The sequence below is a fragment of the Paraburkholderia sp. USG1 genome (assembly GCF_031570135.1).
GTDB lineage: Bacteria > Pseudomonadota > Gammaproteobacteria > Burkholderiales > Burkholderiaceae > Paraburkholderia > Paraburkholderia dioscoreae.
This window is the reverse complement of record NZ_JAMWXW010000007.1, coordinates 1-21,834: the sequence shown is the minus strand read 5'-3', so window position 1 is coordinate 21,834 and position 21,834 is coordinate 1. Positions and strand designations below refer to the sequence as shown.

Sequence of the window (21,834 nt, the reverse complement as noted above, 5' to 3'; positions counted from 1 at the left end):
ACACGTCAATCGGGCCATTCATTCGGGGCTCCCTGCACGCGGTCCGCCAAACCGGACCGCGCATGACTCATCCCTTAACATTTGACGAGGCGCTGGCGCGCGCTGTCTGAATGAAGAAACTTGGACTCTCCAGCAACGCTCTGCAACACAGCGGCGGCCTCGAGCGCTACGCAATGGATCTGGTGCGCGGCCTCGCCGCGCGCGGCGTCGAGCCGGCTTTCTTTGCGCGTCGTTTCGATGCGTCGCTGCCCGAATACGGGATGGTCGAGCCGCACCGTATAAACGTCGCGTTTCTGCCGGGCAAGCTGCGCGACCGCTGGTTTTCATGGCGGCTGCGCGCGGCACGGCGCGCGGCGCACGTCGATGTGCTGATCGGCTGCAACCGCGTCGACTCGTCCGACATGGCGATCTGCGGCGGCACGCATCTCGGCTTTTTGCGGGCGACGGGGCGCGCGCAGAAGCGTTCGGACCGCTGGCAGATTGCGCTCGAGCGCCGCCAGTACGAGCGCTCGAAAATCGTGGTCGCGCACTCGCAACTGATGCATGACGAATTGCGCGAACTGTACGGCGTGGACGAAGCGAAGATCCGCGTGTTGTATCCCCCCGTGGACGGCACGCGTTTCGCGCCCACGGATGCCGCGACGCGCGCCGCCTTGCGCCACAAATACGGTTTCGCCGACGACGAGATCGTCCTCCTGTTTCCGTCGAGCAGCCATGAGCGCAAGGGTTTGCCGCTCATCGAAGCCGCGCTGCGCGACACCGCGCTGCCGGTGGTCGTGGCCGTAGCCGGCCGCCCGCCCGCGCGCCCGTCCGCGCGGCTGCGCTATATCGGCTATGTGAAAGAGCTCGCGGAGTGCTACCGGGCCGCGGACTTCACGATCCTCGCGTCGACGTATGAGCCGTTCGGGCTGGTCGGCATCGAATCGGTGATGTGCGGCACGCCGGTCATTTTCCCGTCGACCATTGGCTGCTGCGATGCGATCGCCCCGCATGCGAAATTCGTTTTCGCGCCGGGCGAGGTGGCCGATCTGCGTGCGACAGTCGAGAGGGCGGTGCGGGAACACGGCGCCGGTACGCGTCGCACGCCACTCGAACTGGCTCGCGACGCGGTGCTTTACGACCCCGGCGTGGCTGCTCACGTGGACGCGCTGCTGACGCTGGCCGAGGGCATCGACAGCGCGCGTTAGGGATCCGCCGCACCCTTGTCGCAGAAGGGGCAAGCGGGTTTCCTGGCGTGGTTTCGCGTCGTTCCGTAGCAGGGTCACATGCTATAATTTTCAACTATCAACGCTCGAACTCAATTCGAGCCGAACACCCACTTACTTCATCGAACTTTCCATGCCGGCCTGGACAGGCGGCGGGCCAGAGGCGCCGCATCCCGAACCGCGCCAGTCCGTCGTGACGGGGCTGTAGCCGCTGCACTGGAGGCCTTCGGGAAGAATACCGCTGGAGATTGTGCATGGCGAACGCGACCTCGCGCCGGGTAACGGCGTACAGCAAGATCGCGGCGGGGACAAACGCGCCGATGAGCCCATGAGTCGGCTTGCCGGGCGTCTTCGTATTTTTGCGCGGGCCATCCCGCGACTGCTGATCAAGCCATTGCGCCGCGAGCCACGGCACCCGCGCCGGATCCTGATTGCGCACCACCTGTTGCTTGGCGACACGCTGCTGCTCACACCGCTGCTCGCCAAGCTGCGCGTGCAATATCCGCAGGCGCAGATCGTTCTCGCCTGTCCGAAGGCGATCGTGCCGCTGTATGCCGGCCGGCCTTTCGGTGTCGCGGTGTTGCCGTTCGATCCGCGTGATCCGCGGTCGGTGCGCGACGTTCTGCTTTCCGGACCTTACGACCTCGGCATGGTGCTCGGCGACAATCGTCATAGCTGGCTCGCGTTGGGTGCGGGCTGCCGCTGGATCGTCGGACACGCGGGCGACAAGCCGGCCTGGAAGAACTGGCCGCTCAACCGGAGCGTGCCGTATCCCGCTGCGCCGGCGGCCTGGGCCGACCTCGCCGCGGAACTGATCGACGGACCGCCGCCGCGCGCTTACCGGCCCGCCGATTGGCCCGCGCCGCCGCATGCGGCGCTACCCGAGCCGTCGCAGTTCGCGAAACCTTACGTCGTGCTTCATCCGGGCGCGAGCACCCGTGTCAAACGCTGGCCCAACGCGCGCTGGCGCGAGCTTGCGCAACGCGTGGAAGCGCTCGGCTATCTGCCGGTATGGACCGGCGGTCCGGGCGAAGCAGAGCTGATTCGCGAGATCGACCCCGACCCTCGTCATCCGAACCTGGCGGCGCGGCTCGGCCTCGGCGAGTTGTGGCATCTGTTTGCCGGCGCGCAAGCCGTGGTTTGTCCCGATACCGGCGTCGCGCATCTGGGGCGTCTGATCGGGGTGCCCACCCTCGCGCTGTTCGGCCCCGGCAATGCCTTGATCCACGGCGCGGGGCGCTACTGGCGCGAGGTGCCGTTCGTGCCCATTACCGTCGCGGAGATGCCATGCCGCGATCAGCCTTTTATTTTCCGCCGCAAGGTAGCATGGGTGCGGCGCTGCGATCGCAACGAGACGACCTGCGTCGCATGGCGCGGCGACCATGCCGACTGCATGGGCCGGCTGTCGGTGGAGTCGGTGTACAACGCATTGCAAAATGTTCTGGTGAAGGTGTAATGACTCACACGGCTGCGCGAGTGGAGCGCGTGTTATGGGTTGCGTGTCCCGTCATTCTGTTCGTGGTGATGTTCGGCCACATGACGGCGCTCGTCTTCAATGCGCTTGCCCTGATGGCGCTCGGCGTGGCGGCCGCCGCCTGCTCGGCCAGCCGGCCATCGCTATGGCACTGGCCGCTAATGCTGCCCATCGCGGGCTGGGCCGGCTGGAGCCTCGCCTCGGTCGCGTGGTCCATGTATCCGATGGTCAGTCTGCACGCGTGGTGCGACGAGGTGCTCTATCCGCTGGTGGCGTTCTGGGGCTTCTGGCTGTTCGGTACGCAACTGCGGCGGCCGGCGCCCGTCGTGCTCATCAACTGGTTCGCCTGCCTCGCGCTCGCCGCGATCAGCGCGCTCTACTGGGGGCATCTGCAGCCGCCCACCGCCAATACCTTTCCGTTGCATTTCTATAACCGCGTCGGTCACACCAGCACGCTTGCCGTGTTCGCCATGCCGCTCTTCGCCGGCTTCATGCTGCGGCCGCGGTGGCGCATGATCGGCGCAAGCGGCATCGCGCTGTGCCTGTTCATCGGACTGGCCACGCTCAACCGGTTCTTCTGGCCGGCGGCCGCCGTCACGCTTCTGATCGCACTGTTTCCGCTCTACCGGCGGCGCCTGCTGCTGGCGGTGCTGGTCGTTGCCGTGGTCGGCGCGGCCGGCGTCGGCACACTCGAGTTCAGTTCCCGCTTGCGCACGGCCGGCACCGTGCCCGCTGCTACGCAGCCGCGCGACGTCGCGATCGACGGTCATCAGGTCTACGTGCCAGGCTCGCTGTCCGCAATCGGCGACACGGTATCGGCCGACACGCGTCCGAAGCTGTGGGCGTTTTATGTCGGCGAGGCCGAGCGCCACGCGTGGGTTGGGGTGGGCTTCGGCAAGCCGTTGCCGGGTATCGTCTATCGCAGCGAAATGCCGGCCAGTTTGCTGGCGGTCGAGCCGCAAGCGCTGACGCACGCGCACAACCTGTTCATCAATACGTGGCTGCAGACGGGATTCATCGGCGTCGTGCTACAGACGGCGCTTCTGCTGTGCCTCGTGGGGCGCTTCTGGCGGCTGCGGCGGGTCGACCCCTGGCTGTGCGCTGCGGGCGTGGCACTGGTGGCCGGCATGATCGCGAAAAATACAACCGACGATTTCATGTGGCAAACCACCATGCTCGCGTTCTGGGCTTTTGCGGGCCTGCTGCTGGGCTGCGCGGAGCACGCCGGTGCAGCAGGCGAGGCGTCGCTGGAAACGGTGCGAAGCAGAACCACGGTACTGCGCAGCGAACAGCGGCGCGAAGCGCCGACAGCAGAGTTGGGCGAATAACCAGGATGACGAACGTGAACCCCCACTCTATCGAAGCCGACCGCACCCCGCTGCGCATCCTGTTTCATATCAACGATTTCGGTAAAGGCGGCACTGAGACCGCGTTGCTGTCCTGGCTAAAGACGCTCGACCGGCGCCTGTTCGCGCCGAGCCTGTCGGTGGCGTATCCGACCGACGACCTGGCGTTCTGGCGTGCGCAGTCGATTCCCGAAGACGTTCCCGTCCACGTACTCGCCTCGTCGAAATGGATGTACGCGCTGCATCAGGCGGCGCGCCGGCGCAAGCTGGGCACCGGCGAGAAGTTATTGCACAAGCTGTTGACCTACGGCGTGATCCGGCCGCTGCTGGCGCTGCGTATGCGGCATCTCGTCAGGCAACACGATCTGGTCTGCGATTTCGATTTTTCGCTGCGCCATATGGCGGGCAGTTGCAACGTGCCCTGGTTCGGCGTGAACCATTTCAGCCTCGCGGCCCGGCTCGGCGGCAAGAGCGCGCGCTACATCGCCCGGCGCGTGCGGCATTACGCGCGTTACTCGGCAATCACCGTGCTGATTCCCGCCATGCTGAACGAGGCGCGGGAACTCTTTTCGACAACGGGCGTGGACATGGACATTGTCGAGTTGCCGAATGTGATCGACGTCGACGCGCTGCGCTCCGCGGCGCGCGCGGAGATCAAACGTCCGGCGGAGTCATTCATCGTTTCCGTGGCGCGTCTGGATGAAGGTCAGAAGGACCACAAGACCTTGTTACGAGCCTACGCGCAGTTGCGCGAGCGCGGCCGCTGCGAGGCGGCGCTCGTCCTGATTGGCGACGGGCGCGACCGGGGCGAGCTCGAGCAACTCGCCGACCAACTGGGGATCGGTGCATCGGTGCAGTTTCTTGGCTTCTGTGCCAATCCGCTGCCCTATATCCGGCAGGCGGAAATGCTCGTCCTGAGCAGCCGCTACGAAGGTTGCGCGGTGGTGCTCGGTGAGGCGATGGCGCTCGGCACGCCGGTGCTGTCGGCGGATTGCCCGACCGGTCCGCGAGACATGCTGGAAGGTGGCAAGGCTGGCCTGCTGGTGCCGGTCGGCGACGTGGACGCTATGGCGTTCGGCATCGAACGCCTGCTGACGGACACCGAGCTGCGCCGCAGCGTCGCGCAAGCCGCGCTGCAAAAAGTCGAGACGTTCACGCCGCCACGCGCCAATCAGCGGATGCTGGAACTGGCGTTGCGCCTGCTGGCGAAGCAGGACTCGCCGTCGGGCGTGCTGGAGCCTCGCTGAAGCGCAAGCCCGAGATTCACACGCCGCCAGTCACCAGCGGCAACACCGTCAGGTCTGGATGCGTGCCTTCCACGATGCTGCGGCCCATGTGCACGGCTTCATAGACGGCTTCGTCCTCGCCGGCGAAGCTCTCTTCGCCATCGGGGTGAAACGGCACCGCATGGCCGGGAATGGCCGGGTCCGCGCCTGGATGGCAAACGTAGCCGATATACGTGTAGCGCTGATTCGCCGCGGTCGGCGTGTGCCCTTCGCTCGGCGGGTTCTTCAGAAACGGCGCTACGTGAATCTCGAATCCCTCGTATTCCACCATCTGCCAGGCTGCGGTGTGATCGGTCATGGCCGCCTCCGTCCAGTCACGCGCTTGTCAAAAGTCTAGGTGATCTCAACGTAAAGCGCGCTCAAAACGTCTACGGCTAAACCATTACGGCTTGATGGCGCCGAGCTGCCTGAGTAACGTCAGATTGTCTTCGAGGTGCCAGTTTTCGACGATGCGGCCGTTCTTCACGCGATACAGGTCGAAGGCCTGGAAGTCGATCGTCTGACCGTTGCCTTTGAGATTCTGGAACTGTCCTGTGAAGTGCCCGTAGAAATGCAGATGGACCGAGGCACGGTCGCCGGCCACCACGAGGTCGTCGATTTCGGCGTGCAGGTCGGGCACCGCCGCACGAAATCCCTTCGACGCCTGCAGCGGACCGTCACGACCTTGCGGGCGCCCGTCCGGCAAGGTGCGGTCCACAAAAGCCGGCGACAGCGCGCGTGTCGCGTAGGCCTCGCCGCCGGTGTTCCAGAATGCTGCGTAGCGGCGCGCGGTTTGCACGATCGCGGCACTTTGCGCCGAGTTCGATGCAACGGCGAGATGGTGCGGCACGGGCAGGTCGGCGTCGCTCGCGGCATGGGCGCTCACGGCGCCCGCGAAACTCGCGGCGATCAGCATATGGCGGGCGATTCGGGACATCGATGAGGTGGACATGGCGCGTTCCAGAGAGATGTTGAGGTCGATGGAGCGCATTCTCTGGCTAATTGCCGTGTTTGATAATTGGTCTAACTCTTAAAGGATTGTCGGGTTATTTTTGAAAACGATGCGCGCGGCGCGAAGGTTCGGCGTGAGGTCAGAGAGTCAGTCTCCCGCCGGTCGCGCGATGTCGATCGTCAGATAGAATGGTGCGCTTTGCCCGTACACGACTCTGCCCATGTGGTTCAAAAACCTTCAGCTTCACCGTCTTCCCGCACCGTGGTCCGTCACCCCCGAACAGATGCAGAAATGGCTCGCGCCGCATGCGTTCGCGCCCGGCAACAGCGTCGAGATGCAAAGCCACGGCTGGGCATCGCCGCGTGATAACGATTCCAGCGACTCGCTGGTGTATTCGCTCAATGGCCAGATGCTGCTGGTGTTTCGCGCCGAAAAGAAACTGCTGCCCGCTTCGGTCGTCACGCAAGTGACCAAGGCGCGCGCGTTCGAACTCGAGGAACAGCAAGGCTTCAAACCCGGCCGAAAACAGATGCGCGAACTCAAGGAGCAGGTCACGGACGAACTGTTGCCGCGCGCCTTCAGCATTCGCCGCGATACGCGCGTGTGGATCGACTGCAGGAACGGCTGGCTCGTGATCGACGCGGCTTCGCAAGCGGTCGCCGATGAAGTGCGCGGCCTGCTGGTGAAGTCGATCGATCAATTGCCGCTCGGCACGGTACGCGTCACGCACTCGCCGGTCGCGGCCATGACCGGATGGCTGCTCGCAGGCGAGGGTCCGGCGGGCTTCACGCTGGATCAGGACACCGAGTTGCGTTCGCCCGCGGAAGGCAACGCCACCGTGCGCTACGTGGGACATACACTGGACGCCGAAGACATGCGCCGTCATATCGAAGCCGGCAAGCAATGCATGCGGCTCGCGATGACATGGAACAATCGCGTGTCGTTCGTGCTGACGCCGTCGCTCACGATCAAGCGCATCGCGCCGCTCGACGTGTTGAAGGAAGCGGGCGATCCCACCGCGCAGAACGACGACGAACGTTTCGACTCTGACGTCACGCTGATGACCGCCGAACTCGACCGCATGCTGTGCGATCTGCTCGACGCGCTGGGCGGCGAGCAGGGCGAAGCGATTCCGCAAGCCGCGGCGGCGTAAGACGTTTCGATTCGTGGCAGGCCGGCGCGTCTGAACGGGGCGCGCCGCATGCGCATGGACGGCTCCGTCGTGCCGAAGCGTTGCGCGCCCGAGCCATGAACGTGTATAAGATGGCGATCGGCAGGGCGCGTCAATCACGGAGGGCTTGCGATGGTTCGTCTGGTCATGATTCTGCTTGGAGTCGATTACCTGCGCACGCGCTGGCGATCGTTGCGGCTCGTCGGCTGCATCAGTTTGCTGCTCGGCGTCGTCGTGTTCATCGATGCGCTCGATAGCGCGCTCTACTTTCCGATCACCCCATTCGCATTGTTCCTGTTGCTGGAAGGCCTCGCCACGCTGGCCGTCGCCTGGACCGGCATGGGCGGGCAACGTACGCTGCGCTATGTAAAAGGCATTGCGTTCTCCACTGCGGCGGCGCTGATTCTCGTCGGCCATGAGCACGGCAACTTCATTCTGTCGATGATCTTCGGCACGCTCTTTCTCGCCGATGGGCTGTTGCAGATCGTCTCCGCCAAAGTGGTCCGCTATCGCACGTGGCGGCTCGCGATGATCGGCGGCGGTGTCGAAATCGCGCTGGCGATTTTTTTCTATCAACCTTATCCGACGCACTACGTCGGCACGGTGCCGTACTGTCTCGGACTCGGCCTGATCTTCGGCGGCTGGAACATGTTCTTGCTGAGCACGCGGGTGCGGCGGCTCGACTCGAATCCCGCGGTCGCCGCGAACCCCGGACTCGCCGCGAACGGCGCTGCGGCGGATGCCGGCATCGCCGCCGCGAGCGAACTGGCCGCGAGCCGCGTGATCGCCCACGAATGGGATGGGCCCCCCGCCGCCGATGAAGCCGCCTTGACCGTACACGTGTGGACGCCCGTCGGCTCAGCGAAAAGCGAGGCGCGGCGGCAGCCGATCGTCGATCGTTATATCGCGGCGGTGGATCGCAACGGCGTGATATCGACTGGACATGCCGCGCTCGAATCGCCCGAGGGCATCTACATCAGCCTGTATCCGGGCGTCGAGATCGACCGCTCGCCCGACGACTTCGCGCGGCTTCTACGCGCCACGCGTGAGAACGACGTGCCGGGCCTGTTCCAGCCCGACTACGCGACCGAGTCGAAAGCGTGGTGTCCTTCCACCGTGCAGGTGCGGATCCGCAATTACGATCCGGTCCGGTTGCGGCGTTTCTGGGACGCGTATCGGCAGGACGCGACGTATAACCTCACGCACCGCAACTGTTCGAGCAGTGTCTCGCGCGCACTGGAAGCGGCTATCGAAGGGGCATCGGCGCGCGTGTGGGGCGGCCTCGGCGGGTGGCGGCCGTTTCTGCGCGTGATCTCCACACCCGAACTGTGGGTCGCCGCGCAAGTGCGCAAGCGAGCCGCAACGATGGCATGGACGCCCGGCCTCACACTCGACTATGCGCGCGCCCTTAGCATGCTGGCCGACCCGCGACCTTCGGGCTGGGTCAAGATGGCGCGCCTCGCGGTGCAGAGAATGGTTCGCTCGCGCCAGCAATGGCGCGAAGAGGCGCGCCACGCGAGCGTCGCCGAGGACACGGCGCGCGACGCGGTGCGCGAATGAGGCGCGCTCGCGGCGAGCGCTGCACAACTTCGACGTCGCGGTAAAAATAGCATCTGCATCAATGGCTTGCAGTTTTTGCCGGATAGTTATGCACAGATTTGAGCACAGATTCTGTTGATAACTCCGCGCACGCGACGCAGCACCCAAATGAGTGTTTTCAACCAATATGGCGGGTGTATGCTGACCCCGTCGGTCAACTTGTCTGAGACCACTCGACCACACCGGAACCCGGCCGTGGCTCATTGAAGATCAAAACCGCGCGGCGCGCTCTTCGCCTGCTGCGGCTGTGGCTTTTTTACAAGCGTGAACACGATGGACAGGACGAACCCGGCGGCATTCATCAGGCGGTCAGATGAATGAGCCGCAGCGATTCACGGTGCGTCACGTCAGTGTCTACCGTTACTCTGAACCCGTGCGCTTCGGCGAGCATCGCATGATGTTTCGCCCGCGCGCCAGCCACGATTTGCGCCTCGTTACCAACCAGTTGGTGATCACGCCTACACCGTCGCGGCTTCATTGGCTGCACGATGTATTCGACAACTCGGTGGCGGTCGCGAGTTTCGCGGACAAGGCGAGCGAACTCCGCTTTGACAGCGAAGTGACGCTCGAGCACTTCGAAGCGCCAATGCCCGACTATGCACTCGAACCGTATGCGGTGAACTGGCCGTTCGCGTACACCAACGAGGAAGCGTCCGATCTCGTGAACGCGCGCAGCCGTCCGTATCCGGACAGCGACGTGGACGAGTGGGCGCGCCGTTTCGTGCCGACGGCCGGCGGCGCTGCAAAGAGCGGCAAGCGCGGCGCTGGTGCCGGCGGCGGCACGATGGCGCTTTTGCGCGCCATGACGCTCGAAATCAAGAGCACGTTTTTCTATGTGCGCCGCACGGAAAAAGGCGTGAACCGTCCCGGCGACACCTTGCGCAGCCGCAGCGGCAGTTGTCGCGATTTCGCCGTGCTGATGATGGACGCGGTGCGCTCGCTCGGTCTCGCGGCGCGCTTCGTGAGCGGCTATCTGTTCGTGCCCGAGCACGACGCGGCGCAAGGCGGCGGCGCGACGCACGCATGGTTGCAGATCTATTTGCCGGGTGCCGGCTGGGTCGATTTCGATCCGACCAACAGTATCGTCGGCAACCGCCATCTGATTCGCGTGGCGGTGGCGTGGAACGCATACCAGGCGCTGCCGTTGTGGGGTACGTGGCATGGCGCGCCGCATTCGTTCCGCGGTTTGCAGGTGGATGTGAGCGTGACTGAAGGTGAATGAGTGCGAATGAGGACAAGCACGGGCGAATAAGAGTGCACCGAACGTCCCGGATGGATAAATGGAACGTGTTCGCACGTCAACTGAATGTTTCAACTGGAAAAGGGCGCTGCGATGAAATTGCGCGTTGGCTATGAACTGGTCTATGAGTGTGTGCAACCGACGCCGATGCTGCTGATGTTGAACACCCACTATTCGCATGCGAAAGAGGTGCTGAATCCCGATTTGCTGGTGGTCGATCCGCCGGTGCCGATCCGTCAGTATCGTGACTCGTTCGGCAATCTGTGCAGCCGGATCGTGGCGCCGCCGGGAAAAGTTTCCTTTTCGACGAGTGCGGTGCTGGAGGTGTCCTCCGAGCCGGAAACGCGGCCGCCGTACACCGAACAGCATCCGGTGGAAATGCTGCCTGACGATACGCTGGTGTTTCTGCTGGGCAGCCGCTATTGCGAAACCGATCTGCTGTCCGAATTCGCATGGCAGACCTTCGGCACGCTGCCGCTCGGGCGTGTGCGCGTGGATACGATCTGCAACTACGTGCACAACCATATCGTGTTCGGCTACGACTTTGCGCGTCCGACCAAGACTGCGTGGCAGGCCTGGCAGGAGCGCAAAGGCGTATGCCGGGATTTCGCGCATCTGGCCGTGGCGCTATGCCGGGCCATGAATATCCCGGCGCGTTATTGCACCGGCTATATCAGCGACGTCGGCTTGCCGCCGCCCTATGCGCAGATGGATTTCGCCGCATGGTTCGAGGCGTATATCGGCGGATGCTGGCAGATCTTCGACCCGCGCAACAATGCGCCGCGCACGGGGCGCGTGCTGATGGCGCGCGGGCGCGACGCGGCTGATGTGGCGATCAGCAATGCCTTTGGGCCCACGCAACTATTGAAGTTCGACGTGGTGTGCGAACCGCTGTAGGTGCGTGGCCTTGAAATACGCACGGCGGCCTGACGTGGCATCGTGGCGAGGGCGCGCACATGAGCCGTCGCGGCATCATTCCCAGAGCGCTAACGCGCGCTTGCGTCGCGCCAGCGCCGCGCCGATCGAGACGACGGCGCCGATGCCGCCCATCGTCAGCGACAGGATCACGATGAGCGGACCGGTTTGCGTGCGCGTCGAGAAGACGCTGACCAGCAGGCCGGCGAGCGGTTGCGTCAGGTTGTTCAGCATGATCACCACGCCGGTCGTCTTGCCGTAATCCTGCGGCGGAATGATCTGTTGCCGCGCGCTGCGGATATACACGTTGAACATTTTGTCGAAGCCGACGATCAGCAGGAAGCCGAGCGCATAGCCCCACGGCGCCGCGCTTGCGCCGGCGATCACGCCGCCCGCGCAGATCGAAACGAAGCCGACGAGGCCCAGGGTCCGGGCCGTCCATGCGGCCCGGGCGATCGTCAATAGAATCAGCACCGTGGCCACGGCGCCGGCCGTTTGCAGCGCGGCATAGTAGTGGTTCGACTGCGCATGAAAGCCGGTCACCATCGCAGCGGATGTGGCGAGCGTCACGCCGATCACCAGATTTTCGGCAGCGGCGAGCAGCACGACTTTCTTCAGGCCGGGCAACATCAGCACATGGCGCAGCGCGATGCGCACGGGCAGCGTCCAGTGGCCGGCAGCCGCGGGCGGCGGATCGGCGGCGCGAAAACCGCTCGTGCGCTGCCAGAGCAGCAGCGCGCCATCGGCGCACAGAAACAGCACACCGGTCGCACTGACGACCCATTCCCAACGCCATAGGCCGAGCAGCAGCGCGGCGAGCATCGGACCGAGCACGAAACCTAGTTGATCCGCCAACTGCGACCAGGCGAGCACACGCTGAAACTGCCGCGTGCTGAAGATCTGAGGCAGCATGACTTCACGCGCGACGAGGCCCTGGCTCGTCAACACGCCGCATACGGCCGAGAGCGCGATCAGCCAGCCGATACCGCCGAATAGCGCATAAGCGACTACGCCGCCGAAACACGCCAGCGCGCGCACGGCCTGGCTCACGCGCATCAATCTGAGCGGCGAGACGCGGTCGCACAACGCGCCGAAGAAAGGAAACACGAGATAGCGGGGCAGCGTTTCGATAAAGAACGCGAGCCCCGACCACGAAACCTGATGCGTGGTCTGGAATACGACGAGTGGCACGAGAAACAGCAGAACCTGATCGGCAAGACGCGCGACAAACAGCGAGCAGAAAAAAGCCTGATGGTTGACGCGCACCGTTCATGTCCCGCCGTTTAGAGGTCGAGACCGATCCTATCAAAGATGGCGGTCTCGCGCCGCACGGCCACTCCACGCGAGCGCATGGCATGTCGCGACGCTGCTAGCCGCGATAAGCCGCTTCGAGCTGCGCGATATCCAGCTTGACCATTTTCATCATGACCGCCATCACACGGCTCGCTTTGGCGGCGTCCGGGTCGCGCAGCATTTCGCCGAGCACGTCCGGCGCGATCTGCCACGAGACGCCGAACCGGTCCTGCAGCCAGCCGCATTGCCACGGTGTACCGCCATCGGTGAGTTTCGCCCAGTAGCGGTCGATCTCCTCCTGCGAGCCGCAGTGCACGAACAGCGAAATCGCCGGCGTGAAAGTGAATTGCGGGCCGCCGTTCAGCGCCATGAACTCCTGGCCTTCAATCTCGAACGTGACGGCCAGCACGTCGCCTTTCGGTCCGGGTCCGGCGTCCGTGTAATGCATCGTCGTGGCGATGCGGGAATCGGAAAACACGGATGTATAGAAGCGGGCCGCTTCTTCCGCCTTACCGTCGAACCACAGGCAAGGTGCAATCTTTTGCATGACGCTTCTCCTTCTCACCGGACGGACCGTGCGTTACTTCATGGCGGCCATGGCCTGCTGGATTTCTTCCGCGCTCAGGTCGCGCTTGTGCGTGGCCAACGACCAGCTATGGCCGAACGGGTCTTTCAGCTGGCCGTAACGGTCGCCCCAGAACATGTCGGTGACGGGCATCACGACGGTCGCGCCGGCGTCGACCGCCTGCTTGAAGCTGGCGTCGACATCTTCCACATAGTGGTGAATCGTGACCGGCGTGCCTTTCAGCGAATTCGGGCCGAACGCCTGGTGCTCAGGCCATTCGTCGGTCAGCATCAGCATGGAATCGCCGATCTTCAGGCTGGCGTGCATGATCTTGCCGCCTGGGCCGGGCAGGCGCACCTGTTCGACGGCGTTGAAGGCCCTGGCGTAGAACGCGATGGCGTCCGCGGCGTTGGCGCAGATCAGATAGGGCGTGAGCGAGTGCATCCCGTCGGGGATCGGTTTGACAGCATTGCTGGACATGACGGCGACTCCTTGAAGTAACAGGTTCGTGTTGAAAGACCGACTGTACGAGCCAGGTCTCCAACGTTACGACGAGTACATGACCGTTGAATCGACACTCCGGAAAAAATATTTTTGCGCCGGGCGTGCGGCGAACGCCCGGGCGCAGGTTTTAACCGGCGGGATTGTCCTCGTCCGGCGGCGCGGCGGACGGCGCCGGGACGCCGCCATGCGGCGCGCCGAGGATGCTGATCTGGAACGTCGGCGTGGCGGCGAGCGATTGCAGCGTGGCGTCTTCGGGAATGTGTTCGAAGAGCGGCAAGATCACCGAGCCGCCGATCACCGCGCGCCGGCTATTGTCGGCGGGCCGCAGGCCCCATACGTCCTGATAGACGACCGGCACCGCGCTGCCGTTGCGGGTGGTGTTGCCGATATACAGCATCACATGGCCACCGATGTAGATCAGCGTGCGCAGCGGCTCGCCGTGCTGCGCCAGATAGTCGAGCCGTTGCGCGGGCGTGGACGACGACAGGTCGATCATCCGCCCTGCGCTCATCTGCGTGGACGAATGGCGCGGCAGCCAGACGCCGAACGCCGCGAAGATGCTTTGCAGTTCCGACGAGCAATCGTTGTACAGGCCGCTGTTGCCCCAGCCGTAGGGCCGCCCGATCAATGCTTTCATCAGCATGGCCAGATGGCGCGGCGTGGCGGTGAGCGGCGTCGGCGCGATTTGCGCGCCGCTCAGCGCGGCGGTGCGGATCAGTGCTTCGCCGTCGGCGTTGCGGGCCGGGACGAGTACCTGGCGCGCGGCGGGGGCATCGGCCGTGCCAGTCATCCCGCTTGTCTGGCTCGCGTTGCCCGGATCGCTTGCGACGGGATTTGCCGCCGCCGGGCGTGCCGCATCCGCCTGGACGAGCGGCAGCAGCGTGCCGGCCGGTGCGGCGAAGCGGAACACGCCGCGGCTGTCGCGCACCGGCGCCGACGCGACGATCACCGCACCGAGCGATTTGCCTGCCGCGGCGCGCCATGTGTCGACAAAGCGGTCGTCGGTCGTGCCGACGCCGTCGCTGCGCACCCAGCCCTGCACATCGGGCGTTTGTACGTAGAACCATGCACCGTCGACGCTGTTTCCAAGCACGTACAGCGGCGTTCCCGGCCGCACGGCCGAAATCTGCAGATTGTCGAACGGATAGCCTTCGCCGGCCAGACGGTGATCGTAGAACGACGGGTCGGTGGTCGGCAGTTCGCGCACCATCAGGTTGCCGGTGGCGATCGCGCGCCGCTCGGGCCGATAGACGGGCGTCTGCGTGAACTGCCCGACGTTCATGTTTTGCGCGATCGCGTCGATCCACGCCTTGTCGTGCGGCCGGAAGTTTTCGCCATAGCCGATACCCGCGCCGCTCCTGCCGGTGTTGTCGAACTTGTCGATACGCCGCTGTTGCAACGCGGCAATGTCCGCGCCTTGCTGACGATAGACGCGCATCGTCACAAAGCTGGCATTCCACGGCGAGGGCGCGCTGGTGCCGGTGCCGAAGTAGCGCGCGTAGAGGGCTCTGAAATGCGCCTGCTGATCCGCTGCGCTCAGGAACGGCTGGTCGTAGCCCGGGCTGTCCGGTTCGAGCCAGTGATCGACGTCCTGGTCGTAGCCGGCGATCGGGAACAGGGTGATTGTGTCGAGCGGCGCGTGTGCGTCGTGCGGCGGCGACGGATTGCTGCAGGCGGTGAGCGCCACGAGCGCGGCGCACAGCGCGGCGGCGCGGCGAGCGTTCGGCCATGCGGCGGCGAAGCAGGATAGAACGGCAACGGGCATGGGATTCCGTGAAGAAGGTCCAGAGCACGATAATACGGTGTCGGCGCATTGTGCCGCATGTCTTGCGGGCGCTTCGTCGTGTACGCCCGCTGTGCGCACTCATGTGTGCGCCCATTGTGTACGCCCATACGCAACACTTATGTGGTTTCATTGAGGTTCGCGTCGTCAATAGCGGCGGTGCGATACCTTGCTTCACACGCAGGCTGCCGTAACCGGCGAGCGTTTCACCACACTCGCTGCCTACCCGAACGCATCGCCTCGAAACGCTCGCGCGAGGCTGCAAAACAGGAGAACAACATGCAAACCAGTGCACGCAATCAATTCGCCGGCGAAGTCACCGAACTCAAACACGGCGCGGTGAACGACGAAGTCACGCTGCGTACGCAGAACGGTCTGGAGATCGTCTCGATCATCACGCACGGCAGCGCGACCTCGCTCGGCCTCGCGGTGGGCAAGAAGGCGTTCGCGCTGGTCAAGGCGTCGTCGGTGATCGTGATGGTCGATGTGACGAAGAACCAGGTCTCGGCGCGCAATTGCATCACCGGTACGGTGTCGGCGGTCACGAAGGGCGCGGTGAATTCGGAGGTGTCGATCAGCGCCGGCGGCGCGCAGATCGAGGCCATCATCACCAACGAAAGCGTCGATCGCCTCGGTCTCGCGAACGGCAAAGCGGCGACGGCGATTTTCAAGGCATCGAGCGTGATTATCGGCGTGGAGTGACGAGCGATCGTCGACTGATTCATTCCCGTCGGTTTCAGCGCTGAATGACAGCCCGCGGGGCTTGATGGAACGGCAAGGAAAGAGGCTGTGTGCGTGGCGCGGCGCTCCGCTTTGCGCGCCGTGAAGGAAACGGCGGCTTGCTTTAAACTGCGCGGTTTACAGTTTCTTTTTCCGCTTTCATCACGGACGCCGTCATGTTCGAAGTTTCCACCGCCTCGCATCTGCCCAAAGCCGCGCACTACGAAGAACTGGTCGCCCAGGCGCGCTCGCTGTTAGCCGGCGAAACCGACTGGATCGCGAACGCCGCGAATTTTTCCGCTTTCGTGTTTCACTCCCTCAGTGATCTGAACTGGGCGGGATTCTATTTCCACGACGGTCAGGAACTGGTGGTCGGACCGTTCCAGGGCAAGCCCGCGTGCGTACGCATCGCGCTGGGCAAGGGCGTATGCGGCACGGCGGCGCAAACCCGTCAGACCCAGGTCGTGCGCGACGTGCATGAGTTTCCCGGGCATATTGCCTGCGATTCGGCCTCGCAATCGGAAATCGTCGTGCCGCTGGTCGCGCCGGACGGCACGCTGATCGGCGTGTGGGATGTCGACAGCCCGGTTGTCGCACGCTTCGACGAAGAAGACGCGAAGGGCATGGAAGCGCTGTGCTCGGTGTTCATCCAGGCAGCGTTGCCGCGCGCCGCGTAGGCTTCCTGAGATTTGCGCAGTAGCGGCGCGGCGGAATCTGGTGTTTTTCCGCAGAGTCGCAGCCGCTACTAGCAGCCGAAGACGTTCGCCGCCGACGTCACCGGCAAGGCCATCAGTATGACGCGGCTCGACGAACCGCTTGCGGTGTTCCGCTCGAACGGTTCGACCCGCTAGACTGGCGAGTGGACCAGATCGATTGAAATCGCCACCTTTGCCGCAAAGAGTCGGGGATTACACCAAGGGAAACGATTGGCGCGAAGAACGCGGGCTCTACGAGGTCGGCGGGGGCGCGAAAGCCGTTATCATACGCACGGTTGCCCAAAACATCGGACCGGAGTTTCGCCGCTTTACTCGGGGCTTCACTGTTTGCGCGCGCGTCAAAAACACGTTCGATCGCTCTTCCACTACTCAGGAATATCAAAAGGCCGGCGCGATGCAAGACCCCCTCTACGCCGCAGCGCGTCCGTGCGACGCCGCGCTGGCCTCGGCGCCTTGCGGCATGTTTATCTGCTGCGCGGACGGCACGTTCGATTCCATCAACGCCGCTTTCGAAAAGCTGACTGGATTTGCGGCAGAGGAACTGATCGGGCGGCGCACCTTCGAGTCCTTGTTCGACCCGGCCGAATTGGTGAGGCGGCGCGCCGAGCTGCCGCCGCTTGAAATGGTGACGTCCCGCTATGAAGGCGAATGGAGTTTCCTCAGGCGCAATGGCACGCCGATTCGCGTGGTGCTGGCGTTGGCGCCGCTCGTCACGGGGCCGGCGTATGCCGGCGGTGCTGCCGCCGGACCGGCGTGTTACGTGGGCATGGCATTCGACATGACACGTTACGCGCAGTCGGAAGCGCGTCTCTGGTACGTCGCGCATCACGACGGCGTGACCCGTCTGCCAAATCAAACGCTTTTTACTGAACGGCTGGAGTTGACGATCGCGCGTTGTCAGCGCAATGGCAGCGGTTTCACCGTGCTGATCGCCGAACTCGATCACTTGCGCAAACTGCGCGACGCGCTCGGCTTGCATGCCGCTGAGCTCGTGCTGCAGATCGTCGGTGAACGCTTGCGCGGTCTCTTTCCAAACGACGGCACCATCGCCTCGATCGGCGGGACGCAGTTCGCGCTGCTGGTCAACGAAACCGGCGCGGCCGCCGATGCCTTCGCCGCCGAAGCGCTGGGCCGCATCGCCGAAGCGATCGACTACGCCGGCACCGCGTTGAACATCACCGCGAGCATCGGCATCGTGGCTTATCCGGCCGACGGTGGCGATGCGCCTACGCTGATGCGTCGCGCGGGCGTGGCGTTGTCGGCGGCATCGGCTGTGAACGGCAATGCGGTGCGGCGCTTTTCCGCCGCGCTGGAAGGTCAGGCCGCGCGCCGCTTCGAACTGGAGACCATGCTGCGTGAAGCGATCGAGCGCCAGCAACTGCATCTCGTGTATCAACCGCAGGTCACGCTCTCCAACGGCCGTATCGCGCAAGTCGAAACGCTGCTGCGCTGGAACCATCCGCAGCGCGGCCTGATCAGCCCCGTCGAATTCGTGCCGGTCGCGGAGGAGGCGGGCCTGATCGAGCAGATCGGCGAGTGGGTGATCCGGACCGCGTGCCGCGACGCCGGAAAATTGCTGCGGCTGACCGGCACGTTGCCGCGTTTCGCGGTGAATGTATCGCCGCAGCAGTTCCAGCGGCAGAACCTGTTCGAGACGATTCGCGAAGCGCTGGACGAGGCCGCGCTCGACCCTTCATATCTCGAAGTGGAAATCACCGAGGGTGTCCTGCTCGGCGACACCGAACAGGCTTTGCAAACGCTTTTTGCGCTGCGCGATCTGGGGGTGGAAGTCGCGGTGGACGACTTCGGCACCGGCTATTCGAGCCTCGCGTATCTGACGCGCTTTCCGCTGAATCGCCTGAAGATCGACCGCTCGTTTGTGATGCGCATGAGCTCGGATCCGCAGTGTGAGGCGCTGGTGGGCGCCATCATCGCGATGGCGCATGCGCTCAAATTGCGCGTGACGGCCGAAGGCGTCGAAACGGCGGAGCAGGCGGCGCAACTGGAAGCGCTCGGTTGCGATGAAGCACAAGGCTTCTGGTTTTCGCGCCCGATTACTGTTGGCGCGCTGCGGAATTTGTTGAGGCCGTTGGGTACACTCTAAGGCGCGGATTTGCCGACGGCCGGATGACGCGCCGGCATGCAGTATTGGCGCCATACCGGCAGAGATGATTAGCCATCCATATCAATTATTGATCCGATGCAGGGCGTCGTCGCGATGAACGGCATGCTTGCCGCTCTTCTCGCTTTGCACTTCGTAATGCGGATCGGATGGGGACGCATCGACGGTTCTTCCCTCAACGGTCGTATGGGCGGAGATGACGCGCACCACCTTGCCCTGCGTGACGCCTTGCGGCGTGTTCCAGCCAACGCGATCTCCAGGCTTCAGAAGTTGGGACATGGGGCACTCACTCCTGTACACGATTCAGGGCCACCGCTCTTCCGAGCATGTTTCAGCAAGCCTTGTGCCTCGCCACGTGAGCGTAAAGAGCAGGAACGTATCCTGCTTCGTTGCGTCTGGACACCCAACCGTAACGGAACGAAGACTCAAGATGAACGATCTCCTCGCCCGACTCTTTCACTTCCAGCCGTCGCTGCTCGTCACGCTGACGCACGACGTCCTTCATATCGTGCTGGCCGTGCTGATCCTCGTGGTCGGCTGGTGGCTGTCGAATCGCGTCGGCACGATGTTCGCCCGAGCGCTCGCGCGCACGCATGCGGACCCGACGCTCGCGCCAATGCTGGCCGGCATGAGCACATGGGCCGTGCGCGTGCTGGTTTTCATCGCGGCGCTAAGCGAAGTCGGCATCGCGACCGCCAGCGTGCTGGCGGTGCTCGGTGCGGCCGGTCTTGCGATTGGACTCGCGTTGCAAGGCACGCTGCAGAACATCGCCGCCGGCATGATGCTGCTAATGCTGCGGCCGTTTCGCGTCGGCGACGTGATCGAAGGCAGCGGCGCGGCCGCGGGTATCGTGCGTGAAGTGGGGCTCTTCACCACGCGCATCGAGCGCGGCGACGGCAACGCGGTATTCGTGCCCAACAGCCAGATCTGGAGCAATCCGGTGATCAATTACAGCAGCGGCGGCACGCAGCGTATCGAGGTCGAAGTGGGCCTCGCGCAGCGCAAGGACGTCGACGCAGCGATCGGCGAGTTGAAGAAACTCGTCGCCGACGAACCGCGCGTGCTGAGCGGAGCCACGCTCGCGCCGGTCGTCACGGTGGCGGACTATCCGGACGATGGCGGCGCGACGCTGCGCATCGCGGCGTGGGTGCGCACGCCGGACGCCTCGCTTGCCAGCGGCGATCTGCACGAGCACGCGCAGGCCGCGCTCGAACAAGCCGGTTGTCCGGTCGCGGCCTAGCTCGTCGCGCATGGGCCGACTCAATGCGCTCGCGGATGGGCGAGGAAGAACCTCACCATTTCCGCGGCCGCGTCGGGGCCGGACGGGTCCGTGTACGAGCCTTGCTGGCTGCCGCCCGACCATGCATGACCCGCGCCGTGAATCGACCAGTACTCCGCTTCCACGCCGTTCGCCGCGACATGCCGTTGCTGCGTATAGGCATGCCGGCCGCTTGCAGCCCCGGCTTGCGCGCTGATTGTGGTCGTGCCGGCGTCGAAGGACGCGACGATCTCGGCCGCATTCGACGGATGGACCGTCGTGTCCGCATCGCCATGAAACACGATAAGCGGACGTTGCGGCACGGCGCGCGTGCGATGACGTTGCGCCTTGCCGCCCCTCATCGCGCCGAGCGCCGAGGGCAGATCCTTCGCGCAGCCGTAGGCGAGGCCTGAATGCACGCCCGCTGCCGCGTAGAGATCGGGCGAAGTCTTCAGCATGATGTCCGCCATCGCGCCGCCCGCCGACAGACCCGCCACATACACGCGCGCCGGATCCACGCGATAGCGTCCCATCACCTCCCGCGTAATGCCGGCGATCAACGACGGCTCGCCCTGGTCGCGCATCTGATCGGCAGGCTTGAACCAGTTCCAGCATTTCGAATGATTGGCCGCCTGCATCTGATTCGGATACACGACGATGAAGCCGTGACGCTCAGCCATTTCGTTCATGCGCGTGCCGGCGGCGAAGTCGTCGGCGTTCTGGGTGCAGCCGTGCAGCATTACGATCAGCGGCAACGGTTCGCCTGTGTAAGCAGCAGGCACGTAGAGCTTGTACTGACGTTGTCCGGCCGAGTTGCCGAACGTGTGTGTGCTGAAGGTGCCCGGCGTGTCGGCGTCGAAGGTCGGCGCGGCGGGGGCGTGGGGCGCGGGGCTCACTTGCGTTTGCGCCTGCGTCCATGCTTGCGCCCATTCGCCGGCGTTGGACGGTGTGAAGGGTGTCCGCGCGTGGTCCATGTGAGGCTGGTTTGCGTTGCCGCCCGAGAGCGCGCGCTGAACAGCGGCGGTGGCTTCCTGCGGGCCCTTCGTGCGTAATAGCTCGAAGGCGTCTTTCATTGATTTCAGAAAATCTTCGTTCATCTTCATGATGTTTGCGTTGTCCTGCGTGACCTGTGGGGGGGCGTACGGGAGCGGGTCGACTGAATGAGTCATGTCGTTTAGCCACGATCGAATCGGGCGCCGCGCCTAACTGATGCGGCCCGCCAGCGCTGCCTTGACCGCGGGCGGCGCGTGAAAGGCGCCGAGCACCACCACCGATGCAATCGTGGCCGCCGCGAGTTCGGGTGGCACGTCGGCTGCGATGCTGGCGAGGCCGAGCACATGAATGTCGAGTTGCTCGTGCGCGGCTCGAGCCGCTTCGAGATCCTGCCGGGAGAAGTGCTGCAGACCGAGCACCAGGGCGCGCCGCGTCACGGTTTCCGTGACGACCTGCGCGTGCACGGCGAGCTGATTGCGGATCGCCGTGCGGATCAGGTCGGTACGGTTCGAGTAAAAACCTTCTTCGACCAGCAGATCGATCTGGCCGAGGTCGATCGGACCCAGGTTGATGGTGATTTTTTCGGTCTCGCCGCCTTTAGGGCGAGAGGTGTCGATGAGGCTGAGTTTGGGCATTTGCACTCTGGGAGGCATCTTGAGGCCATCCAATTAACATCCAGTGGGATGGTTATACGCCTGGGGTGGGGTGTGGTC

At 64.3% G+C, this 21,834-nt stretch carries 21 protein-coding genes; 12 read left to right on the top strand and 9 right to left on the bottom strand.

What is annotated here, in order from left to right; genetic code table 11:
• Window positions 1–110: 110 nt before the first annotated feature.
• The 4 genes from NE850_RS11285 to NE850_RS11270 all read left to right on the top strand — a co-directional run bounded on the left by NE850_RS11285 (window position 111) and on the right by NE850_RS11270 (window position 5,272).
• The gene (locus tag NE850_RS11285) at window positions 111–1,187 is read left to right on the top strand and encodes a glycosyltransferase family 4 protein (protein ID WP_007175686.1); all 1,077 of its coding nucleotides are present in this window, start codon (window positions 111–113) and stop codon (window positions 1,185–1,187) included.
• A 346-nt stretch (window positions 1,188–1,533) separates the two neighbouring features.
• Window positions 1,534–2,661, top strand: a complete 1,128-nt coding sequence (locus NE850_RS11280; RefSeq protein WP_165185364.1) for a glycosyltransferase family 9 protein — start codon at window positions 1,534–1,536, stop codon at window positions 2,659–2,661.
• On the top strand, window positions 2,661–4,007 hold the full coding sequence (locus tag NE850_RS11275; RefSeq protein ID WP_007175684.1) for an O-antigen ligase: 1,347 nt from the start codon (window positions 2,661–2,663) through the stop codon (window positions 4,005–4,007). Before NE850_RS11280 ends, NE850_RS11275 begins: the two co-directional genes overlap by 1 nt.
• A gap of 5 nt (window positions 4,008–4,012) precedes the next feature.
• Window positions 4,013–5,272, top strand: coding sequence for a glycosyltransferase (locus tag NE850_RS11270; RefSeq protein ID WP_035516340.1), 1,260 nt, complete (start codon window positions 4,013–4,015; stop codon window positions 5,270–5,272).
• A 16-nt stretch (window positions 5,273–5,288) separates the two neighbouring features.
• On the opposite strand, the gene NE850_RS11265 is transcribed toward NE850_RS11270, so the two are convergent.
• Together NE850_RS11265 and NE850_RS11260 are read right to left on the bottom strand one after the other, a co-directional pair.
• A complete protein-coding gene (locus NE850_RS11265) occupies window positions 5,289–5,609 on the bottom strand; it encodes a hypothetical protein (RefSeq protein ID WP_007175682.1) in 321 nt (106 codons plus the stop codon).
• An 84-nt stretch (window positions 5,610–5,693) separates the two neighbouring features.
• Complete coding sequence (locus NE850_RS11260; protein WP_051058939.1) at window positions 5,694–6,242, bottom strand: ester cyclase; 549 nt, start codon at window positions 6,240–6,242, stop codon at window positions 5,694–5,696.
• A 220-nt stretch (window positions 6,243–6,462) separates the two neighbouring features.
• On the opposite strand from NE850_RS11260, the gene NE850_RS11255 reads away from it, so the two are divergent.
• The 4 genes from NE850_RS11255 to NE850_RS11240 all read left to right on the top strand — a co-directional run bounded on the left by NE850_RS11255 (window position 6,463) and on the right by NE850_RS11240 (window position 11,149).
• On the top strand, window positions 6,463–7,395 hold the full coding sequence (locus NE850_RS11255) for a recombination-associated protein RdgC (protein WP_007175680.1): 933 nt from the start codon (window positions 6,463–6,465) through the stop codon (window positions 7,393–7,395).
• Window positions 7,396–7,545: 150 nt separating this feature from the next.
• On the top strand, window positions 7,546–8,973 hold the full coding sequence (locus NE850_RS11250) for an HdeD family acid-resistance protein (RefSeq protein WP_007175679.1): 1,428 nt from the start codon (window positions 7,546–7,548) through the stop codon (window positions 8,971–8,973).
• Window positions 8,974–9,325: 352 nt separating this feature from the next.
• On the top strand, window positions 9,326–10,234 hold the full coding sequence (locus NE850_RS11245; protein WP_007175678.1) for a transglutaminase family protein: 909 nt from the start codon (window positions 9,326–9,328) through the stop codon (window positions 10,232–10,234).
• Between the two features lie 111 nt (window positions 10,235–10,345).
• Window positions 10,346–11,149, top strand: a complete 804-nt coding sequence (locus NE850_RS11240) for a transglutaminase family protein (protein WP_310698744.1) — start codon at window positions 10,346–10,348, stop codon at window positions 11,147–11,149.
• A gap of 75 nt (window positions 11,150–11,224) precedes the next feature.
• Here the strand turns inward: NE850_RS11240 and NE850_RS11235 are convergent, their stop codons facing one another.
• The 4 genes from NE850_RS11235 to NE850_RS11220 form a co-directional block, all read right to left on the bottom strand.
• On the bottom strand, window positions 11,225–12,433 hold the full coding sequence (locus NE850_RS11235; RefSeq protein WP_310698743.1) for an MFS transporter: 1,209 nt from the start codon (window positions 12,431–12,433) through the stop codon (window positions 11,225–11,227).
• A 103-nt stretch (window positions 12,434–12,536) separates the two neighbouring features.
• On the bottom strand, window positions 12,537–13,007 hold the full coding sequence (locus NE850_RS11230) for a VOC family protein (RefSeq protein WP_007175675.1): 471 nt from the start codon (window positions 13,005–13,007) through the stop codon (window positions 12,537–12,539).
• A gap of 33 nt (window positions 13,008–13,040) precedes the next feature.
• The gene (locus NE850_RS11225; RefSeq protein ID WP_007175674.1) at window positions 13,041–13,505 is read right to left on the bottom strand and encodes a VOC family protein; all 465 of its coding nucleotides are present in this window, start codon (window positions 13,503–13,505) and stop codon (window positions 13,041–13,043) included.
• Window positions 13,506–13,656: 151 nt separating this feature from the next.
• The gene (locus tag NE850_RS11220; protein WP_007175673.1) at window positions 13,657–15,294 is read right to left on the bottom strand and encodes an SH3 domain-containing C40 family peptidase; all 1,638 of its coding nucleotides are present in this window, start codon (window positions 15,292–15,294) and stop codon (window positions 13,657–13,659) included.
• 297 nt (window positions 15,295–15,591) lie between these two features.
• Here NE850_RS11220 and NE850_RS11215 point away from each other — a divergent pair, with 297 nt between their 5' ends.
• The 3 genes from NE850_RS11215 to NE850_RS11205 all read left to right on the top strand — a co-directional run bounded on the left by NE850_RS11215 (window position 15,592) and on the right by NE850_RS11205 (window position 18,852).
• Entirely contained in the window at window positions 15,592–16,014 is a 423-nt protein-coding gene (locus NE850_RS11215; protein WP_007175672.1) for a molybdopterin-binding protein, read from the top strand.
• A 194-nt stretch (window positions 16,015–16,208) separates the two neighbouring features.
• A complete protein-coding gene (locus NE850_RS11210) occupies window positions 16,209–16,709 on the top strand; it encodes a GAF domain-containing protein (RefSeq protein ID WP_007175671.1) in 501 nt (166 codons plus the stop codon).
• A 433-nt stretch (window positions 16,710–17,142) separates the two neighbouring features.
• Window positions 17,143–18,852 carry a bifunctional diguanylate cyclase/phosphodiesterase gene (locus NE850_RS11205; RefSeq protein ID WP_007175670.1) on the top strand — a complete coding sequence of 570 codons (1,710 nt, stop codon included), beginning with the start codon at window positions 17,143–17,145 and terminating at the stop codon, window positions 18,850–18,852.
• An 81-nt stretch (window positions 18,853–18,933) separates the two neighbouring features.
• Here the strand turns inward: NE850_RS11205 and NE850_RS11200 are convergent, their stop codons facing one another.
• Window positions 18,934–19,149 carry a DUF2945 domain-containing protein gene (locus tag NE850_RS11200; protein WP_165185369.1) on the bottom strand — a complete coding sequence of 72 codons (216 nt, stop codon included), beginning with the start codon at window positions 19,147–19,149 and terminating at the stop codon, window positions 18,934–18,936.
• Window positions 19,150–19,300: 151 nt separating this feature from the next.
• On the opposite strand from NE850_RS11200, the gene NE850_RS11195 reads away from it, so the two are divergent.
• Window positions 19,301–20,110 (top strand): mechanosensitive ion channel family protein, encoded by an 810-nt coding sequence (locus tag NE850_RS11195; protein ID WP_007175668.1) that lies wholly within the window; start codon window positions 19,301–19,303, stop codon window positions 20,108–20,110.
• Between the two features lie 20 nt (window positions 20,111–20,130).
• Here the strand turns inward: NE850_RS11195 and NE850_RS11190 are convergent, their stop codons facing one another.
• Window positions 20,131–21,231 carry a PHB depolymerase family esterase gene (locus tag NE850_RS11190; protein WP_035516337.1) on the bottom strand — a complete coding sequence of 367 codons (1,101 nt, stop codon included), beginning with the start codon at window positions 21,229–21,231 and terminating at the stop codon, window positions 20,131–20,133.
• 99 nt (window positions 21,232–21,330) lie between these two features.
• Window positions 21,331–21,756, bottom strand: a complete 426-nt coding sequence (locus NE850_RS11185) for a CopG family transcriptional regulator (protein ID WP_035516334.1) — start codon at window positions 21,754–21,756, stop codon at window positions 21,331–21,333.
• Between the last annotated feature and the right edge of the window lie 78 nt (window positions 21,757–21,834).